This window comes from Paraburkholderia sp. A3BS-1L (assembly GCF_051125215.1).
Lineage (GTDB): Bacteria > Pseudomonadota > Gammaproteobacteria > Burkholderiales > Burkholderiaceae > Paraburkholderia.
The window spans coordinates 2,348,738-2,365,045 of sequence record NZ_CP120442.1 but is presented as its reverse complement, the minus strand read 5'-3'; the positions used below and the strand labels follow the sequence as shown (position 1 = coordinate 2,365,045).

The following is a 16,308-nucleotide window of genomic DNA, read 5'->3' as shown; positions in this document are numbered from 1 at the left end:
AATCGTTTGGATCCGAATGATGCAAGCGAGACTTAGGGCAATCTATCGGAAACGTCTGAAAACCGGACGAAAACTGCCGTCGATACGTGTTCCGGGCTGTGCCAATCGCTATCTCATTTTTGTTATGCGGCGTCGAGCCGATAGACGTAACGCAGCGCGGTAATGTCGATGCCGCCCATATGGTCGGGCTCCGCCCCCGAATATTGCCAGCCTTGCCGCTCATAGAATTCGATTGCGGGCGTATTGCCTTCGAGCACGTAGAGATAGAGCCGGGATTCGCCTTGGGCGCGCGCCCACGCCTGGGCGGCCTGCATGAGCCGCTTGCCCACGCCGATGCCCTGATGCCCCGGCAGGGCGTGCAGATTGTCGAGCAACGCGCCCCAGGGCGAGCCGGGCTGACGCTCGGCGCAGACGAAGCCGACCGGCGTGCGGCTTTCCGGTTGTTCCCCGAGTTCGGCGATCAGCACGAGGCGGCGGTCCTCGCCGGGCGCCTCCATGCGCGCGCGCCAGTATGCGGCGCGTTCGGTATCGACTTCCCGTTCGAGGAATGCGGCGGGCAGCAGATCGCGATACGCGGCTTGCCAACTCGCGGCATGCATGGCGGCGAGCAGCGGGGCGTCGGCAGTCGTGGCCGGGCGCAGTGTGAGGGCAGGGGCGGTGGGCATGCTGGGCATTGGATATCTGCTGTCGGGCCTCAGGCCTCGCGCAGCGCAGCGGCGACGCGTGCGACCACCTCGTCCCATGCGCCGGGCCGCAGCTGGCGCACGAGGTGCGCGCGTGGATACCAGGGGCTCGCGTCGGTGCCGGTGAACCAGCGCCAGTCGGCGGCGAACGGCAGCATCAGCCAGAGCTTGGCGCCGAGCGCGCCCGCGAGGTGGGCAATCGACGTGTCGATGGAGACCACGGCGTCGAGGCGTTCGATGACGGCAGCGGTGTCCGCGAAATCCTCCAGCCTGCCATCCAGCCGGTGGATGGTGCGCGCACGCGGATGCGCATCGAGCGCCGCGTGCTCAGCCTCGCTCAGGTTCGGCTGGAGCACGATCCAGTCGATGCCTTCGAGCGCGAACAGCGGCTCTAGCGCGGCGAGCGGCAGCGAGCGGTTTTCGTGCTTCATGATGCGGCCCGACCAGGCAAGGCCGATTTTGCGCTTGGCTTGCCCGCCGAGCGAGCCGCGCCATTTGCGCCGATAGGCGGGCGGGGTCGCAAGATAGGGCATGGGCGCAGGCACGGTTTCGTAAGTCGTGCCGAGCGCAAGCGGCAGCGAGAGCAGGGGGCAGTGCAGGTCGACGGTCGGTCGCGGCGCGCCTTGTTCGATCAACGTAATGCGCGCGACGTGGGCAGCCGGCGCGATGAGCGGCACTAGCGGCGCCTGGACTTCGAGCACGATGCGCGCGCCGCTGTGTGCGAGTGCCACGACGTTCGGCACGAAGCGCACGAACTGGAGCGTGTCGCCGAAGCCTTGCTCAGCGTGAATGAGTAGTGTGCGGCCGACAAGCGGCTCGCCGCGCCAGCGGGGCACGGCGGTGAGCGCGGTTGCCGCGGCATCGCGATTCACGGGCGGCGCGGTGATCATCATGATGTCGGCGGCGTGCGCGCCATTCGCGACGCCCGTGACGCCACCGACGCTTTCGCGTGCGGCCGGGTCGAGCCGCCACTCGTAGGCGGCAAGGCCGCGCTGGAAATCGCCGAGCGTCAGCAATATCAGTGCGCGGTTCAGATGCGCGGCCGCGAGATCGGGCCGTACGCGCAGCGCCTCGTCGAAGGCGCGCAGCGCGGCGGCGTGGCGCCCGAGCGCGTGCTGCGCCGAGCCGAGCGCGAGCCACGCGAGCGCGAACTTCGGATCGAGGCCGATCGCGCGCTCGTACGGGCCGAGCGCCTCTTCGTGCCGCCCGAGCGCCGCCAGCGCATTGCCGAGTCCGAACAGCGCGGGCGGGAATTGCGGCTGCAGCGCGAGGGCGGTTTCGAAGCCCGCGACGGCTTGCGCGTGATAGCCGGTGGCGTCGAGCGTGTTGGCCAGGTTGAAATGCGCGGCGACGAAACGCGGCTGGAAGCGCAGTGCCTTCTGGAACTGCTCGACGGCGCCCGCGCAGTCGCCGAGCGCGTTGAGCGCCATGCCGAGATTGTTGTGCGCGCCGGCATGGCCCGGACGGATCTTGAGCGCGCGGCGGAACGCCTCGGCGGCGTCGGCATGGCGGCCGAGCGCGTGCAGGGCGTTGCCGAGATTGTTATGCGACGAGGCGTCGCCGGGCTGCAGGCGCACCGCGTGGCCGAACGCGTACATCGCGTCCTCGTGGCGGCCGACCGCCGCGTAGGCGTTGCCGAGGTTATAGTGCGCGAGCGCGAACGCGGGCGCCAGCGTGAGCGCATTGCGAAAGCGCTCGATCGCGCCCTCGAGTTCGCCGAGCGCCTTCAACGCATTGCCGAGATTCAGCTGGAGCGCGGCGTCGTCGGGCCGCAGCGAGACCGCGCGGCGCACGAGGTCCGCGGCTTCGGCGTGCTGGCCCTGCTGATGCCGCAGCACGCCGAGCATGTGCAGCGCATCGACGTGCACGGGATCGGCGGCGAGCGTCGCGCGGTAGCCGCGCTCGGCGTCGTCCAGCCGGCCGTCGCGATGTGCGGCGTACGCGCGGACAAAAACCTGTTCCATGACTGAAAGACAAATACGGGGAGTGACGAAGGCGGCATTTTCCCACACTCGGATGGGTGCTCCCCGAACCTCGCGTGCGCGGCCTTCCAGCGCGGCTTGACCTGTTGCCGTACCGCAACTAACATTTGAACATCTGTTCATATGTTTGGGCCGTCGCCATGTTGTCGTATCCCGAAGACGAGCGCGTCGCGCCGCTCGCCGACCTGTTCCGCCTGCTCGGCGATCCCACCCGCCTGCGCATCGTGCTGGCCTGCGTGCAGAGCCGTCGCGCGGTGGGCGCGATTGCCGATGCGCTGGGTTTGTCGTCGTCGCTCGTGAGCCATCATCTGCGCCTGCTGCGCGCCGCGCGCATCGTGCGGGCCGAGCGCGAAGGCAAACAGGTGTTTTACGCCGGCGCTGACGCGCATATCAGCGCGATGCTCGCGGGGATGCTGGAGCACGTGGCCGAGCCGGTCTCCACCTGGCAGGAGCTCACGTGACGCGCGCGGATTCCGGGCATGCAGGCGAGGGCGCCGCGCCACGGCATGGGCATGGCGCTCACGACCACGGCTACGACCATCCCGGCCACGCACACGCCGACCACGCCGACCACCACGACCACGGCGCACACGGCGCACACGGCGCACACGGCGCACACGGCCACCATCATCACCATCACGCGCCGGCCTCGGGCCATGGCCGTGCGTTCGCGTTGGCTGTCGCGCTGAACATCGTGATCGTGGTGGCGCAGACGGTGTATGGCGTGATCGCACATTCCACCGCGCTGCTCGCCGACGCCGGCCACAACTTCTCCGACGTTCTCGGCCTGCTGCTCGCCTGGGGCGCCGCATGGCTCGCCACGCGCCGGCCTTCGGCGCGCTATACGTTCGGCTTCGGCAGTTCGTCGATCCTTGCTTCGCTCGCGAACGCGGCGCTGCTGCTCGTCGCCTGCGGTGCGATTCTTGCCGAGGCGATCGGCCGTCTGCTGTATCCCGCGCCCGTGGCCGGACTCGACGTGTTCATCGTCGCCACGCTTGGCCTGGTGATTAACGGCTTCTCGGCGTGGCTCTTCATGCGCGGCCAGAAGGACGATCTCAACATTCGCGGCGCCTTCCTGCACATGGCCGCCGACGCGGGCGTCTCGGCGGCGGTTGCCGTGAGCGGCCTCGTGATCCTGGCGACGGGCTGGAGCTGGGTCGATCCGGCGATGAGCATCGTCGTCGTGCTCGTGATCGTGCACGGCACGTGGGGGCTGTTGCGCGAGTCGGTGCGGCTTGCGCTCGCAGCGGTGCCCGAAGGTGTCGATATCGAGCGCATCCGCGGCTTTCTTGCTCAGCAGCAGGGCGTGACCGATGTGCACGATCTGCACGTCTGGGCGCTCTCCACCACGGGTAACGCGCTTTCCGCGCATCTCGTGATGCCGGCCGGCCATCCCGGCGATGCCGTGCTCGACGCTATCGTGAGCGCGCTCGGTACGCAATTCCGCGTGGAGCATGTGACCTTGCAGGTGGATTTGGGCACGAGCGCGCATCGCTGCTCGCTCGACGGCGCGCCGCATCTTCATCCCTGAGTCATTCCTGAGCGCGCGCGAGCGTTGCCGGGACTCCGCTGGCCGCATCGGGGCGCTCAACGGGGCCAGGAGCGGGCGTACACTACGTCTCATGTCGATCGCATGGAGGTCTGCATGACCGTGGCTTTTTCCCAGCCGTCCGTGCTCATCGTCGGCGCGGGGCCGACCGGTCTCGCCGCCGCCTTGAGTCTTGCCCGCGCGCGCATTCCGGTCCGCCTGATCGATCGCGCGCGAGAGCCCGGGCGTCACACGCGCGCGATTGGCATTCAGGCGCGCACGCTCGAACTCTTCGAGCAGCATCGGATTATCGAGCCCTTTCTCGAGCGTGGTCATCGCGCGCACGTCGCCAATCTCTATTCGAACGGCCAGCGCCGCGCGCGCCTCGACTTCGATCCATTGTTCACGCGCTATCCGTACTTGCTGTTCATCGATCAGAGCGAGACCGAGCGCATTCTCGCGGCGCAGCTCGCGACGCTTGGCGTCGAGGTCGAGCGCGGCGTCGAGCTGATCGAATTCAATCAAGGTTCCGCGAGCGTGAGCGCCGATGTGCGTCTTGCCAACGGCCGCACCGAAGCGTTGCGCTGCGCCTGGATGATCGCCGCTGATGGCGCGCACAGCACGGTGCGTCACCACTTGGGCATGAAGTTCGATGGCGAGTCGAGCGAGCAATCGTTCTTGCTCGCCGATATCGCCGCGAGCACGCCGTGGCCCGAAGACGAGTTCCACGTGTTCGCATCGGGCGACGGGCTTGCCGCGATCTTTCCGTATGGGCGCGGGCGCTATCGTCTGATGGCCGATCACAAGGCGATGCTGCCGGCCCCGCCCGAAGGCGCGCCGCCCGTGCCGACGCTTGAAGAATGCCGCTCGATCGTCGAGCGCCGCATCCACCATCTCGTCTCGGTCGCCGACATGACCTGGGCGTCGTATTTTCACGTGAATAGCCGCATGGTGCGCTTTCTGCGCGCGGAGCGCGTCTTTCTCGCCGGAGATGCCGCGCACGTGCACAGCCCCGCAGGCGCGCAGGGCATGAACACGGGCATTCAGGAGGCGTTCAATCTGGGCTGGAAGCTCGCGCGCGCATTGGGCGGCGCGCCGGACCGGCTGCTCGATACGTACCACGCCGAGCGTTATCCGATCGAGCGCATCGTGCTGCGGCAGACGAGCTTCATGACGCAACTGGTCGAAGCCGATCACGGACCGCTCAAGCTATTGCGCGAGCGCGTGATGCCGGCGCTGGTCGCGCTCGGTCCGCTGCGCGATGCGGCGCGCGAGGCGTTGAGCGAGTTGTCGATCCAATACCGGCGTAGCGCGCTCACGCTCGAGCGCGTGCTCGACGGCGGACCGCGCGCGGGCGAGCGCGCGCCCGACGCCCTCGTGCGGGTGGTCGACGGGCCGCTTGGCAAGGCGCCAGGCAAGGGCCGCATCTTCGATCTGCACGATCCGGCGAGCTTCTCGCTGTTCCTGCTGGTGGACGACGACGCGGTGCGCGCCGTGGAAGCCGCCGAACATGCGCAGCCGGATGGCCCGGCGAGCGTCGCGAGCGTTCTGGGCGCGACCGGCACAGCAAACGCGGTTGCCGCGCTCAGGCCGTTTGCCGAGGCGGTCGAACGGGTGTTGCCGCAGGCGGTGCGGGTCTGGTGGGTGGCGGATCTGCCGGACAGCGAGGCGCCGTTGGCGGGCGAGGGCGCGCCCTCGCTCAGCGATGCCTATGGGCGCACGCGGCCTGCGTTCTATTTCGTGAGACCGGATGGCTACATCTGCGCGCGCGGCCGAACGGGATCGGACCTGCACGGCTTGCTGCGCCATTGCGAGACGTGGTTTACGCCTGCGTCCGCGCCCCGGCCCGCGGCGCAGTAGGTCGATTGCGTTGAGGCAGGGCAGTGCTCGTGCGAAGCGGGGCGAAGGCGCACGGTGTGCGCGCTTCGCCCCGCTCTTCATACAGCGCTGCGATCAAGCCGCCGCTGCGGGCGTGAGCGAGTCGCGATGCCGCGTGAGCGCGGCGGCCACGATCTCGGTGAAGCCGGCTTCCCGGGCCCCCGCATCGGCGGCCGCGCCGTCGAGCGCCGCCAGCAGCGTGCGGCGCATGCGCGGCTCCCAGAACTTGCGGATGTGCTCGGCGATGCCCGTGAGCGCTTCATCGCGATCGGGCAGCGAGTCGAAGAAACTGCCGATCTGGTTCGCCATTTCGATCAGGTGGTCTGCTTTCATCGCCTTATTTCCCTGAAGTGGCCAGCGGTTCGCGCTTGCTCAGCAACTCGAGCTGGGTCGTGTTGAAGCGCGAGTACTCGCGCTGCCATTCCGACGGCTGCTGCACGTGGCTCACCTGCACGGCGGTCACCTTGTACTCGGGACAGTTCGTGGCCCAGTCCGAGGCGTCCGTGGTGATCACGTTCGCGCCCGATTCGGGGAAGTGGAACGTCGTGTAGACCACACCCGGCTGCATGCGCGTGCTCACCTTCGCGCGCAGCACGGTATGCCCCGCGCGCGATTCGATGCCCACCCAGTCGCCGTCGCGAATGCCGCGGTCGTCGGCATCGACCGGATGAATCTCCAGCCGGTCCTCCTCGTGCCAGCGCGAGTTCTCGGTACGGCGCGTCTGCGCGCCCACGTTGTACTGCGAGAGGATGCGGCCCGTCGTGAGCAGCAGCGGGAAGCGCCGCGTGACCTTTTCCGGCGAGGCGATGAACTTCGTGATCACGAACTTGCCCTTGCCGCGCACGAACTCGTCGATGTGCATGATCGGCGTGCCTTCGGGCGCTTCTTCATTGCAGGGCCACTGGATGCTGCCCATTTCGTCGAGCTTCTTGTACGAGACGCCGTGGAAGGTCGGCGTGAGACGCGCGATCTCGTCCATGATCTGCGACGGGTGCGTGTAGTCCATCTCGTAGCCGAGCGCGCGGGAGAGCAGGATCGTCACTTCCCAGTCCGCGTAGCCGGCCACCGGCGGCATCACCTTGCGCACGCGCGAGATGCGGCGCTCGGCGTTGGTGAAGGTGCCGTCCTTTTCGAGGAACGACGAGCCCGGCAGCAGCACGTGCGCGTATTTTGCGGTTTCGTTCAGGAAGATGTCCTGCACGACGATGCATTCCATCGACGACAGCGCCGCCGCCACGTGCTGGGTGTTCGGATCCGACTGGACGATGTCCTCGCCCTGGCAGTAGAGGCCCATGAAGGTGCCGTCCATCGCCGCGTCGAACATGTTCGGAATGCGCAGGCCCGGCTCGCTTTGCAGCGCGACGTTCCAGGCGCTCTCGAACTCGTTGCGCACTACCGTGTCGCTCACGTGGCGGTAGCCCGGCAGCTCGTGCGGGAACGAACCCATATCGCACGAACCCTGCACGTTGTTCTGGCCGCGCAGCGGATTCACGCCCACGCCTTCGCGGCCGATGTTGCCCGTCGCCATCGCGAGGTTCGCGATGCCCATCACCATGGTCGAGCCCTGCGCATGTTCGGTCACGCCGAGGCCGTAGTAGATCGCAGAGTTGCCTTTGCGTGCGTAGAGGCGGGCGGCGGCGCGCACTTGCTCGGCCGGCACGCCGGTGACTTCGGCCATGGATTCCGGCGAGTTCTCGGGCAGCGCGACGAAATCGCGCCACTGCTCGAACGCGCGCGTCTCGCAGCGCTCGGCCACGAACGCCTCGTCCACGAGGCCTTCGGTGACGATCACGTGCGCGAGCGCATTGACGATCGCGACATTGGTGCCCGGGCGCAGTTGCAGATGATGCTCGGCCCTCACGTGCGCGGTATCGACGATGTCGATCTGGCGCGGATCGACGACGATCAGCTTCGCGCCCTCGCGCACGCGGCGCTTCAGGCGCGAGCCGAACACCGGGTGGCCGTCGGTCGGGTTCGCGCCGATCACCATGATCACGTCCGAGTAATCGACCGACGCGAAAGTCTGCGTGCCCGCCGACTCGCCAAGCGTGGTCTTCAGGCCGTAGCCGGTGGGCGAGTGGCACACGCGTGCGCAGGTGTCGACGTTGTTGTTGCCGAACGCGGCGCGCACGAGTTTCTGCACGAGATAGGTTTCTTCATTCGTGCAGCGCGACGACGTGATGCCGCCGATCGAATCGCGCCCGAACTTGTCCTGGATGCGGCGGAACTCGCTCGCGGCGTATTTGATCGCTTCGTCCCAGCTCACTTCGCGCCACGGATCGGTGATCTTCGCGCGAATCATCGGCTTCTTGATGCGGTCCTTGTGGGTGGCATAGCCCCACGCGAAGCGGCCCTTCACGCAGGCGTGGCCTTCGTTCGCCTGGCCGTTCTTGTGCGGCACCATGCGCACCACTTCGTTGCCCTTCATTTCGGCCTTGAACGAGCAGCCCACGCCGCAATATGCGCAGGTCGTCACGACCGAGTGCTCGGCCTGGCCGAGCATGACGATCGACTTCTCCTGCAGCGTCGCGGTTGGGCAGGCGGCCACGCAGGCGCCGCACGAAACGCACTCCGAATCCATGAACGATTCGCCCGCACCCGCGGCGACGCGCGATTCGAAGCCGCGTCCGGAAATGGTCAGCGCGAACGTGCCCTGGGTTTCTTCGCACGCACGCACGCAGCGATTGCAGACGATGCACTTCGACGGATCGTAGGTGAAGTACGGATTCGACTCGTCCTTCTTGTCCTTGAGGTGGTTCGCGCCGTCAAAGCCGTAGCGCACTTCGCGCAGGCCCGTGACGCCCGCCATGTCCTGCAGTTCGCAATTGCCGTTGGCGGGGCAGGTGAGACAGTCGAGCGGGTGATCGGAGATGTAAAGCTCCATCACGTTGCGGCGCAGCTTGTGCAGCGGGTCGCTTTGCGTGCGCACCTTCATGCCGGCTTCCACCGGTGTCGTGCACGAAGCGGGATAGCCGCGCCGGCCTTCGATTTCGACGAGGCACAGGCGGCACGAGCCGAACGGTTCGAGCGAGTCGGTAGCGCACAGCTTGGGCACGTTGATGCCCGCTTCTACCGCGGCACGCATGACGGAGGTGCCCGCGGGCACCGTCACGGACTGGCCGTCGATTTCGAGCGTGACGTCCACATCGGCGTGGCGCAGCGGCGTGCCGAAATCGGTGTCGTCGAAGGGCGAGCGTTGCTTCATCGCTGCCGATTTGCAGGCGCAGTTGCCGGAGCCGCAGCCGCCGGCTTGGGGCATGAGCGTGTCGGACATGGTGGTGGCTCCTCGTTCAGGCGGCCGCCGCGCTGGCGGCTGGCTGGACAGGTTCAAGACCGAAATCTTCGGGGAAAAAGTTGAGCGCGGAAATCACGGGGTAGGGCGTCATGCCGCCCATCGCGCAAAGCGACCCGGACACCATCGTGTCGCACAGATCGCGCAGCAGCGTGACTTGCTTCCCGGAGGTGTCGCCATTGCGGATCTTCGCGATTACCTCGACGCCGCGCGTCGAGCCGATGCGGCACGGCGTGCACTTTCCGCACGATTCGAGCGCGCAGAACTCCATCGCGTACTGGGCGAGCCCGGCGAGGTTCGCGGTGTCGTCGTGCACGACGAGCCCGCCGTGACCGACCACCGCGCCAACTGCCGCATACGCTTCGTAGTCCATGGGAATATCCCATTGGCTCTCGGGCAAATAGGTGCCGAGCGGGCCGCCCACCTGCACGGCGCGCGCGGGGCGGCCGCTGGCGGTGCCGCCGCCGTAGTCAACCATCAGCTCGCGCAGCGTCACGCCGAACGCGAGCTCCACGAGCCCGCCGCGCGCGATATTGCCCGCGAGCTGGAACGGCAGGGTGCCGCGCGAGCGGCCCATGCCGAAGTCCTTGTAGTACGCCGCGCCCTTCGCGAAGATGATCGGCACCGTGGCGAGCGTGATGACGTTGTTGATGACCGTCGGCTTGCCGTAGAGGCCGGCGAGCGCGGGCAGCGGCGGCTTCGCGCGCACGATGCCGCGCTTGCCTTCGAGCGATTCGAGCAGCGCGGTTTCCTCGCCGCAGACGTAGGCGCCCGCGCCCTTCGCGACGAACAGGTCGAAGCGCTTGCCGCTGCCGAGCACGTCGTCGCCGAGCCAGCCCTTGGCGCGTGCGCGGGCGATCGCTTCTTCGAGCGCGGCGATCGAATGCGGATACTCGCTGCGCACGTAGATATGGCCGACGGTGGCGCCCACGGCGATCCCGGCGATCGTCATGCCTTCGATCAGCACGTACGGGTCGCTTTCCATCACGAGGCGGTCGGAGAACGTGCCCGAGTCGCCTTCGTCTGCATTGCAGACGATGTACTTCTGGTCCGCCTGGGCCTGGGCGACGGTGCGCCACTTGATGCCGGCGGGGAATGCCGCGCCGCCACGTCCGCGCAGACCCGATTCGATCAGTGCTGCGCAGACGTCGGCGCCGCTCATCGTGAGCGCCTGGCGCAGGCCTTCGAGCCCGCCATGCGCGACGTAATCGTCAGTCGAGAGCGGATCGGTGATGCCGATGCGGGCGAAGGTGAGGCGCTGCTGCTTGAGCAGATACGGAATCTGCTCGACGAGGCCGACCGAGCGCGCATGTTGCGCGCCTTGCAGGAAGCCCGCGTCGAAGAGGCTTGCGACGTCGTCTTCTTCGACGTTCGCATAGCCGACGCGCCCATCGGGCGTTTCGACCTCGACGAGCGGTTCGAGATACAGCAGGCCGCGCGAGCCGTTGCGCACGAGCTCGATGGCCGCGCCGCGTGCAGCGGCTTCGCGCTGGATGGCGGCGGCGATCTCGTCGGCGCCGAGCGCGAGCGCCGACGAATCGCGGGGAACATAGATGCGCGTCATACGGCCTCCTCGGTATGGGCGACGGCGGCCACCGCTTTTGCCAGCAACGCGTCGAACTTCTGCGGGGTCACGCGTGCATGCAGCGTGCCGTTGATCATCATGGCGGGCGAGAGCGCGCACTGGCCGAGGCAGTAGACTGCCTCCAATTCCACTTCGCCGGCGGGCGTATGGTCGTGCGCGTGCTCGCTGGTGTGGCCGTGCTGCTTGAAGCGGCAGCCGGTATGCGACTCGGCGTGCTGCGCGAGCGCTTCGCTGCCCATGCTGCGGCATGCCTCGGCACGACACAGCTGCACAACCACGGGCGCGGGCGGCGCGGTGCGGAAGTGGTGGTAATAGGTGATGACGCCGTGCACTTCGGCGCGCGAAAGGTTCAGCGCCTTCGCGAGCGGGGCGACCGTGGCGGACGGCACGAAGCCGGCTTCGTCCTGGATCGCATGGAGGATTGCGAGCAGGGTGCGGCCCGGTTGGGCATGGCGCTGCACGAGGGCGTCGGGCGCGCTTGCGGTTGTCTCGTCCACTGTAGAGCTCCTGTGGAGGCATATATGCGCTTGCTATTCATAAAGTGCGCATCTATGCTGGGGTTGTTTTCTTGTATGGACGAACAATAGGCCCGTAAGAAGGGCGGCGCAATAGGAAACGAGATTTCATAATGATCAAGGTCGAATGTCAGGCGCAACTGGTAGTGCGCGACGTACAGGGCCGGGAGGCCAGTCTGACGGACGTGGTGCCGCTCCTCGCGCTCGTCGCTGAAGAGGGCAGCATTGCGCAGGCCGCGCAGCGTAAGGGTTTGTCCTATCGTCACGCGTGGGGACTGCTGCGCGATCTGGAGGAGCGCCTGGGCGGCGCGCTGATCGCCAAGGCGCGCGGGCGCGGCTCCGTGCTTTCGGAACTGGGCGAAGCGGTGCTGCGCTCGCAGCGTCTGTGCACGGAGCGCCTGTCCGGTAACCTTCAGGCGCTCGCGAGCGAAGTGGCGAGCGATCTGAACCGCTGGCTCGCGCCCGACGCGCAGGACCTGCGTATCCACGCCTCGCATGGCTACGCGGTGGCGGCGCTGGTCACGGCGCTCGTCGCCGACCAGGTGCCCGTGGAGATCAAATATCGCGATAGCGCCGACGCCATCACGGCGCTCGCGCGCGGCGAATGCGATCTGGCCGGCTTTCATCTTCCGCGTAGCGATTTTCGCGAAGCCTGCGCCGACGCCTACCGCAACTGGCTCGATCCGCAGCGCCACGTGCTGATCCACCTCACGCGCCGCAAGCAGGGCCTCTTCGTCGGTCGCGGCAACCCGCGCGGGATCGCCGGCCTCGCCGACCTGTCGCGTGGCGACATTCGCTTCGTGAACCGGCAGCCGGGCTCGGGCACGCGTTTGTTGATCGATCTGCTGCTCACGCGCGTGGGCGTCGACCCGGAGCGCGTGAACGGCTATGCGTCAGCGGAACTCACCCATTCGGCGATTGCGGCGTTTGTCGCGAGCGGCATGGCCGACGTGGGTTTCGGCGTGGAGCCGGCGGCGCACCATTTCGGCCTCGATTTCATCCCGATCGCCGACGAAGACTACTATTTCGCGTGCGAGCGCGCCCAACTGGAGCGTGAGCCATTGGCGAGCGTGCTGCAGTTGTTGCGCAGCGCGCCGTTTCGCCAGTCCGTGGCGCAGCTGGAGGGCTACGATCCGGGAGAATGTGGAGCGATCGTGCCGCTTGGGGTGGGCTGGTCGGGGCGGGTTGTGTAATACGAAGCAACATCGCGGTCGATTGGCGCTGCAGAGTCCGCCGCTTTTTGTGATACTTTGGACCGCTATTGCACCACTGTTTTTAACGCGCCGTTTTTGATGCGCTTTGTCCGTACTGATCGACCATGAAATTCCTGCTTAATGTTTGTATCGCTGCCGCAGCAGCGGGAGCGCTATTTGCAACCGCCGATATCGCTTTCGCGCAGAATTCGCCGGGCGTGCCGGGCGGCATCCTATCTGACGGATTCAAGCTCAACGAGCATCCGCAAATGCCGTTCGCGGCATCGGCACCTTCGGACAAGTATCAGCACGGCAAGCCCTCGGCGGCGCGCAGAAAGGGCGATATGGGTGACCCAAGCGGCTGTAACCTGCAGTGCCCTCAGGATAATTAAGTGGCGGGATGGCTGGCGGCGCGAAGGCGCCGCAACGGCGGCTGCCGTAGCCGCTGCCGCGCCGTTAAAAAGCGGGCGTTGGAAACAAAAACTCGCGAAGCTTTTGGGCTGCCGCGAGTTTTTGTTTGATATCTGGTGGAGCCGGCGGGAATCGAACCCGCGTCCAGAAGCAGTCCATAACCAGTTCTACATGCGTAGTTCTGTCATTTGATTTAACCGCAGCGACGCGGACGAACACGCTGCGCTACGGCGATTCACTGGATTTTCGACTCTGGCGTCGTGACGCCGACAGAGCTTAACTGACGTATATGACCTCTGGCGGTATTGCTACCGGTCTTGCGACGCTAGCCCGTCAGTGAGCCAGGCAGAGGACGGCGGCCCTTAGGCTGCCAGTGCGAACGTATCGTCGTTTGCAGTTACGTTTTTCCCATTGATTAACGAGGTGACGGGTCCTCGGCATGCCCTGATTACTTCATAACCCCTGTCGAAACCAGGTCGGCCCCGGGGAACTACAATTATCACATAGTTCGGAAGATGAGGCTAACCGCCCCTGAATCAAGGGCGCGTGCGTCAATCTTCTTATCCTCGGCCCACGTTCTGAAGCAGTGAGAGGAGCGCCGCAGCGGTGTCGGCCAGGTAGTCGGCATTCCATTGCGCCGGTGGTTCGACGTTGCCGCAGTAGCCGTAGGCCGCCGCGATCGTCGCCATGCCGGCCGCGTGGCCCGCCTGCACGTCGCGCAGGTCGTCGCCGACATAGACCACCCGCCTTGCATCGACGCCTAGCGCCTGCGCCGCATGCAGGAGCGGGGCGGGGTGAGGCTTCGAGTAGGGGGTGGTGTCGCCGCTCACTACGCAGGCTGCGCGCGTGTCGAGATGCATCAGCTTGACGAGCGGGTCGGTGAGCCGCGCGACCTTGTTGGTGACGATGCCCCACCGCACGCCACGCGCGTCGAGGTCGTCGAGCACTGCGTCGATGCCCGCAAAGAGCGCCGTCTCGACGCGCAAATTGGCGGCGTAGTTGGCGAGGAACTCTTCGCGCATTGCCGCGAACTCGCGGTCGTCGGGGCCGATGCCGAACGCTCCGCCAATCAGGCCACGCGCGCCCGCCGAGGCGAGCGGCCGCAGTTTCTCGTAGGGTGCGCTCGCCAGGCCGCGCGCGTGGCGCATCTGGTTGATGGCGGCGGCGAGGTCGGGCGCTGTGTCGGCTAGCGTGCCGTCGAAGTCGAACAGCACGGCGTCGCATGTGTCCAGCATCGCACGGGAGTCCGGCGCAGGCGTTCTTTCAAGCTTAGTCTGAGTCATGTCGGAAGGAGGCGGGCAATGGCTTCAGGCGTCGCGCCGGCAGGCAATCATATAGTTGACGCTCGAGTCGTTTGACAGCGCGAAACGTCGCGTGAGCGGGTTGTAGGTGATGCCCTTGATCTCGGCCGGGCGCAGGCCGGCTTCGCGCACGAAGCCCGCGAGCTCCGACGGGCGAATGAAGCGCGCGTAGTCGTGCGTGCCCTTGGGCAGCATCTGCGCGATGTATTCTGCGCCGATCACGGCAAGCAGATACGACTTCACGTTGCGGTTGAGCGTCGAGAAGAACACCCAGCCGCCCGGCTTCACGAGCGTCGCGCAGGCCTTGACCACGCTCAGGGGCTCTGGCACGTGCTCGAGCATCTCCATGCAGGTGACCACGTCGAACGAAGCGGGTTCGCGCGCCGCAATCGCTTCCGCCGCGATTTCCTCGTATTCCACCGTGATGCCGCTTTCCAGGCTGTGCAGGTCCGCCACGCCCAGCGCTTCGCTGGAGAGGTCGATGCCCTTTACATTTGCGCCGAGACCCGCCATCGACTCTGACAGAATGCCGCCGCCGCAGCCGATATCGAGGACGCGCTTTGCAGGCAAATGCGCATGGCTGTCGATCCAGCCAAGGCGGATAGGGTTCAGCTCGTGCAGCGGCTTGAATTCGGCGTTCGGGTCCCACCAGCGATGAGCAAGATCGCTGAACTTCTGCAACTCGTGGGGATCGGCATTGGTCATGTCGGAGAGGCCGCTGGTGCGCCAGGGCGGGGGAGAATAAGTAAGCCCCGAGTATATAGGCGGGGGGCTGTGGCGGCAAAATGGGCTGCCATGCTTGGGCCGCTCATATCCGGAAAGACGGTGAAAATAAAAAAACCCCGCCGAAGCGGGGCTTTGAGACTTGCTTGTCGCAGCTCGCAGATTACTGTTGCTTCTGCGTGCCGACAACTTCGACTTCCACGCGGCGATCCGGTGCGAGGCAGGCGACGAGTTGCTTGTGGTTCTTCTGGTTGCAACCAGTCGTAACCGGGTTGCGCTTGCCCTTGCCTTCCGTGTAGATACGGTCGGCCGGAACGCCCTTGCTGACCAGGTACGACTTGACGGCTTGCGCACGGCGCAGCGACAGACGGTCGTTGTAAGCAGCCGAGCCGATGCGGTCGGTGTAACCCGTTGCAACGATGACTTCGAGGTTCAGGGCCTGGGTCTTGCTTGCCAGATCGTCCAGCTTTTCCTTGCCAGCCGGCTTCAGGACAGCCTTGTCGAAGTCGAACAGGGCGTCAGCTTGGTACGTGATCTTCTGGCTCGTGATGGCCGGCGGCGGAGCGACCGGCGGCTGCGGTGCCTGGGCGACCAGGGCGCCATCGCACTTTGCGTTGGCGGTGGCCGGCGTCCAGAATGCATCGCGCCAGCAAAGCTCGTTCGTGCCGTTCATCCACACGTATTCGCCGGTACCATTCACCCAGTTGTCATTGACGGCTTGTCGCGACGCCGGCACCGATTGTGCTTGGGCGGATGCAGCCATAACTGCGGTAGCTGCAATGAACGCGAGCTTTGAAAGTTTATTCATATTTCTCCTCTCGAAATTGAGATTACCGCAGGTTTACTGCGAGCCATATGACGAAGACTAGTCATACATTGCTCGAAGTATAACATTGGCGAGTTGTGAGACACGTCTTGTGTAGACTTCGAGCGGTGTCTAACTTTGTGCGTTCGCATTTTGCCATATCGTTCCCGTCCGACGATAAAAAAAATCCGCCCCCCTTCATCAGGGCTTGTCGAATGTGGTACACCCGCAACAAAAAGTTCCCGCTCGATCTCCTGGTAGTGTGCCTGGTTGGTGGAGGAGTGCAAGGTGCATGATTCAGGGCGCTGCGCTTTATCACACGAACAGGGGGGGCGAATCTCATTCGCGCATGATATTTGCCAGCGCGACACGACGCGTTTGAATCGCTGTGCGCCGTTTTGAGCCGCTCGGG

At 66.0% G+C, this 16,308-nt stretch carries 14 protein-coding genes and 1 other RNA gene; 5 read left to right on the top strand and 10 right to left on the bottom strand.

Annotated features, from left to right (window positions below; genetic code table 11):
- Positions 1–122: 122 nt before the first annotated feature.
- The gene (locus P5W99_RS10720; RefSeq protein WP_421025250.1) at positions 123–665 is read right to left on the bottom strand and encodes a GNAT family N-acetyltransferase; all 543 of its coding nucleotides are present in this window, start codon (positions 663–665) and stop codon (positions 123–125) included.
- 29 nt (positions 666–694) lie between these two features.
- Positions 695–2,647 carry a tetratricopeptide repeat protein gene (locus tag P5W99_RS10715; protein WP_434660665.1) on the bottom strand — a complete coding sequence of 651 codons (1,953 nt, stop codon included), beginning with the start codon at positions 2,645–2,647 and terminating at the stop codon, positions 695–697.
- Positions 2,648–2,805: 158 nt separating this feature from the next.
- Between P5W99_RS10715 and P5W99_RS10710 the strand changes: the two genes are divergently transcribed.
- From P5W99_RS10710 to P5W99_RS10700, 3 genes are all read left to right on the top strand, one after another.
- A complete protein-coding gene (locus P5W99_RS10710) occupies positions 2,806–3,126 on the top strand; it encodes an ArsR/SmtB family transcription factor (RefSeq protein ID WP_421024465.1) in 321 nt (106 codons plus the stop codon).
- Complete coding sequence (locus P5W99_RS10705; RefSeq protein ID WP_434660663.1) at positions 3,123–4,196, top strand: cation diffusion facilitator family transporter; 1,074 nt, start codon at positions 3,123–3,125, stop codon at positions 4,194–4,196. Before P5W99_RS10710 ends, P5W99_RS10705 begins: the two co-directional genes overlap by 4 nt.
- A gap of 114 nt (positions 4,197–4,310) precedes the next feature.
- Positions 4,311–6,053: an FAD-dependent monooxygenase gene (locus P5W99_RS10700; RefSeq protein ID WP_434660661.1), complete on the top strand. Its 1,743-nt coding sequence runs from the start codon at positions 4,311–4,313 to the stop codon at positions 6,051–6,053.
- A 93-nt stretch (positions 6,054–6,146) separates the two neighbouring features.
- Here P5W99_RS10700 and P5W99_RS10695 read toward each other — a convergent pair whose 3' ends face one another.
- Genes P5W99_RS10695 through P5W99_RS10680 form a run of 4 tightly spaced genes read right to left on the bottom strand, consistent with a single transcriptional unit; the run spans position 6,147 to position 11,445 of the window.
- Positions 6,147–6,404: a formate dehydrogenase subunit delta gene (locus tag P5W99_RS10695; RefSeq protein WP_434660660.1), complete on the bottom strand. Its 258-nt coding sequence runs from the start codon at positions 6,402–6,404 to the stop codon at positions 6,147–6,149.
- Between the two features lie 4 nt (positions 6,405–6,408).
- Positions 6,409–9,345 (bottom strand): formate dehydrogenase subunit alpha, encoded by a 2,937-nt coding sequence (fdhF, locus tag P5W99_RS10690; RefSeq protein WP_434660659.1) that lies wholly within the window; start codon positions 9,343–9,345, stop codon positions 6,409–6,411.
- Between the two features lie 16 nt (positions 9,346–9,361).
- Complete coding sequence (locus tag P5W99_RS10685; RefSeq protein WP_434660657.1) at positions 9,362–10,927, bottom strand: formate dehydrogenase beta subunit; 1,566 nt, start codon at positions 10,925–10,927, stop codon at positions 9,362–9,364.
- The gene (locus tag P5W99_RS10680; RefSeq protein WP_434660656.1) at positions 10,924–11,445 is read right to left on the bottom strand and encodes an NAD(P)H-dependent oxidoreductase subunit E; all 522 of its coding nucleotides are present in this window, start codon (positions 11,443–11,445) and stop codon (positions 10,924–10,926) included. Before P5W99_RS10680 ends, P5W99_RS10685 begins: the two co-directional genes overlap by 4 nt.
- A gap of 131 nt (positions 11,446–11,576) precedes the next feature.
- On the opposite strand from P5W99_RS10680, the gene P5W99_RS10675 reads away from it, so the two are divergent.
- Both P5W99_RS10675 and P5W99_RS10670 read left to right on the top strand, forming a co-directional pair.
- Positions 11,577–12,656, top strand: coding sequence for a substrate-binding domain-containing protein (locus P5W99_RS10675; protein WP_434660654.1), 1,080 nt, complete (start codon positions 11,577–11,579; stop codon positions 12,654–12,656).
- Positions 12,657–12,781: 125 nt separating this feature from the next.
- Positions 12,782–13,048, top strand: coding sequence for a hypothetical protein (locus P5W99_RS10670; protein ID WP_434660653.1), 267 nt, complete (start codon positions 12,782–12,784; stop codon positions 13,046–13,048).
- A gap of 133 nt (positions 13,049–13,181) precedes the next feature.
- Here the strand turns inward: P5W99_RS10670 and ssrA are convergent.
- The 4 genes from ssrA to ompA all read right to left on the bottom strand — a co-directional run bounded on the left by ssrA (position 13,182) and on the right by ompA (position 15,899).
- Positions 13,182–13,551, bottom strand: a transfer-messenger RNA (tmRNA) gene (ssrA, locus tag P5W99_RS10665).
- 76 nt (positions 13,552–13,627) lie between these two features.
- Positions 13,628–14,350 (bottom strand): HAD-IA family hydrolase, encoded by a 723-nt coding sequence (locus P5W99_RS10660; RefSeq protein ID WP_434660651.1) that lies wholly within the window; start codon positions 14,348–14,350, stop codon positions 13,628–13,630.
- A 24-nt stretch (positions 14,351–14,374) separates the two neighbouring features.
- Positions 14,375–15,073: a bifunctional 2-polyprenyl-6-hydroxyphenol methylase/3-demethylubiquinol 3-O-methyltransferase UbiG gene (ubiG, locus tag P5W99_RS10655; protein WP_238467477.1), complete on the bottom strand. Its 699-nt coding sequence runs from the start codon at positions 15,071–15,073 to the stop codon at positions 14,375–14,377.
- A gap of 181 nt (positions 15,074–15,254) precedes the next feature.
- Positions 15,255–15,899: an outer membrane protein OmpA gene (gene ompA, locus P5W99_RS10650; protein ID WP_213293794.1), complete on the bottom strand. Its 645-nt coding sequence runs from the start codon at positions 15,897–15,899 to the stop codon at positions 15,255–15,257.
- Positions 15,900–16,308 lie beyond the last annotated feature (409 nt).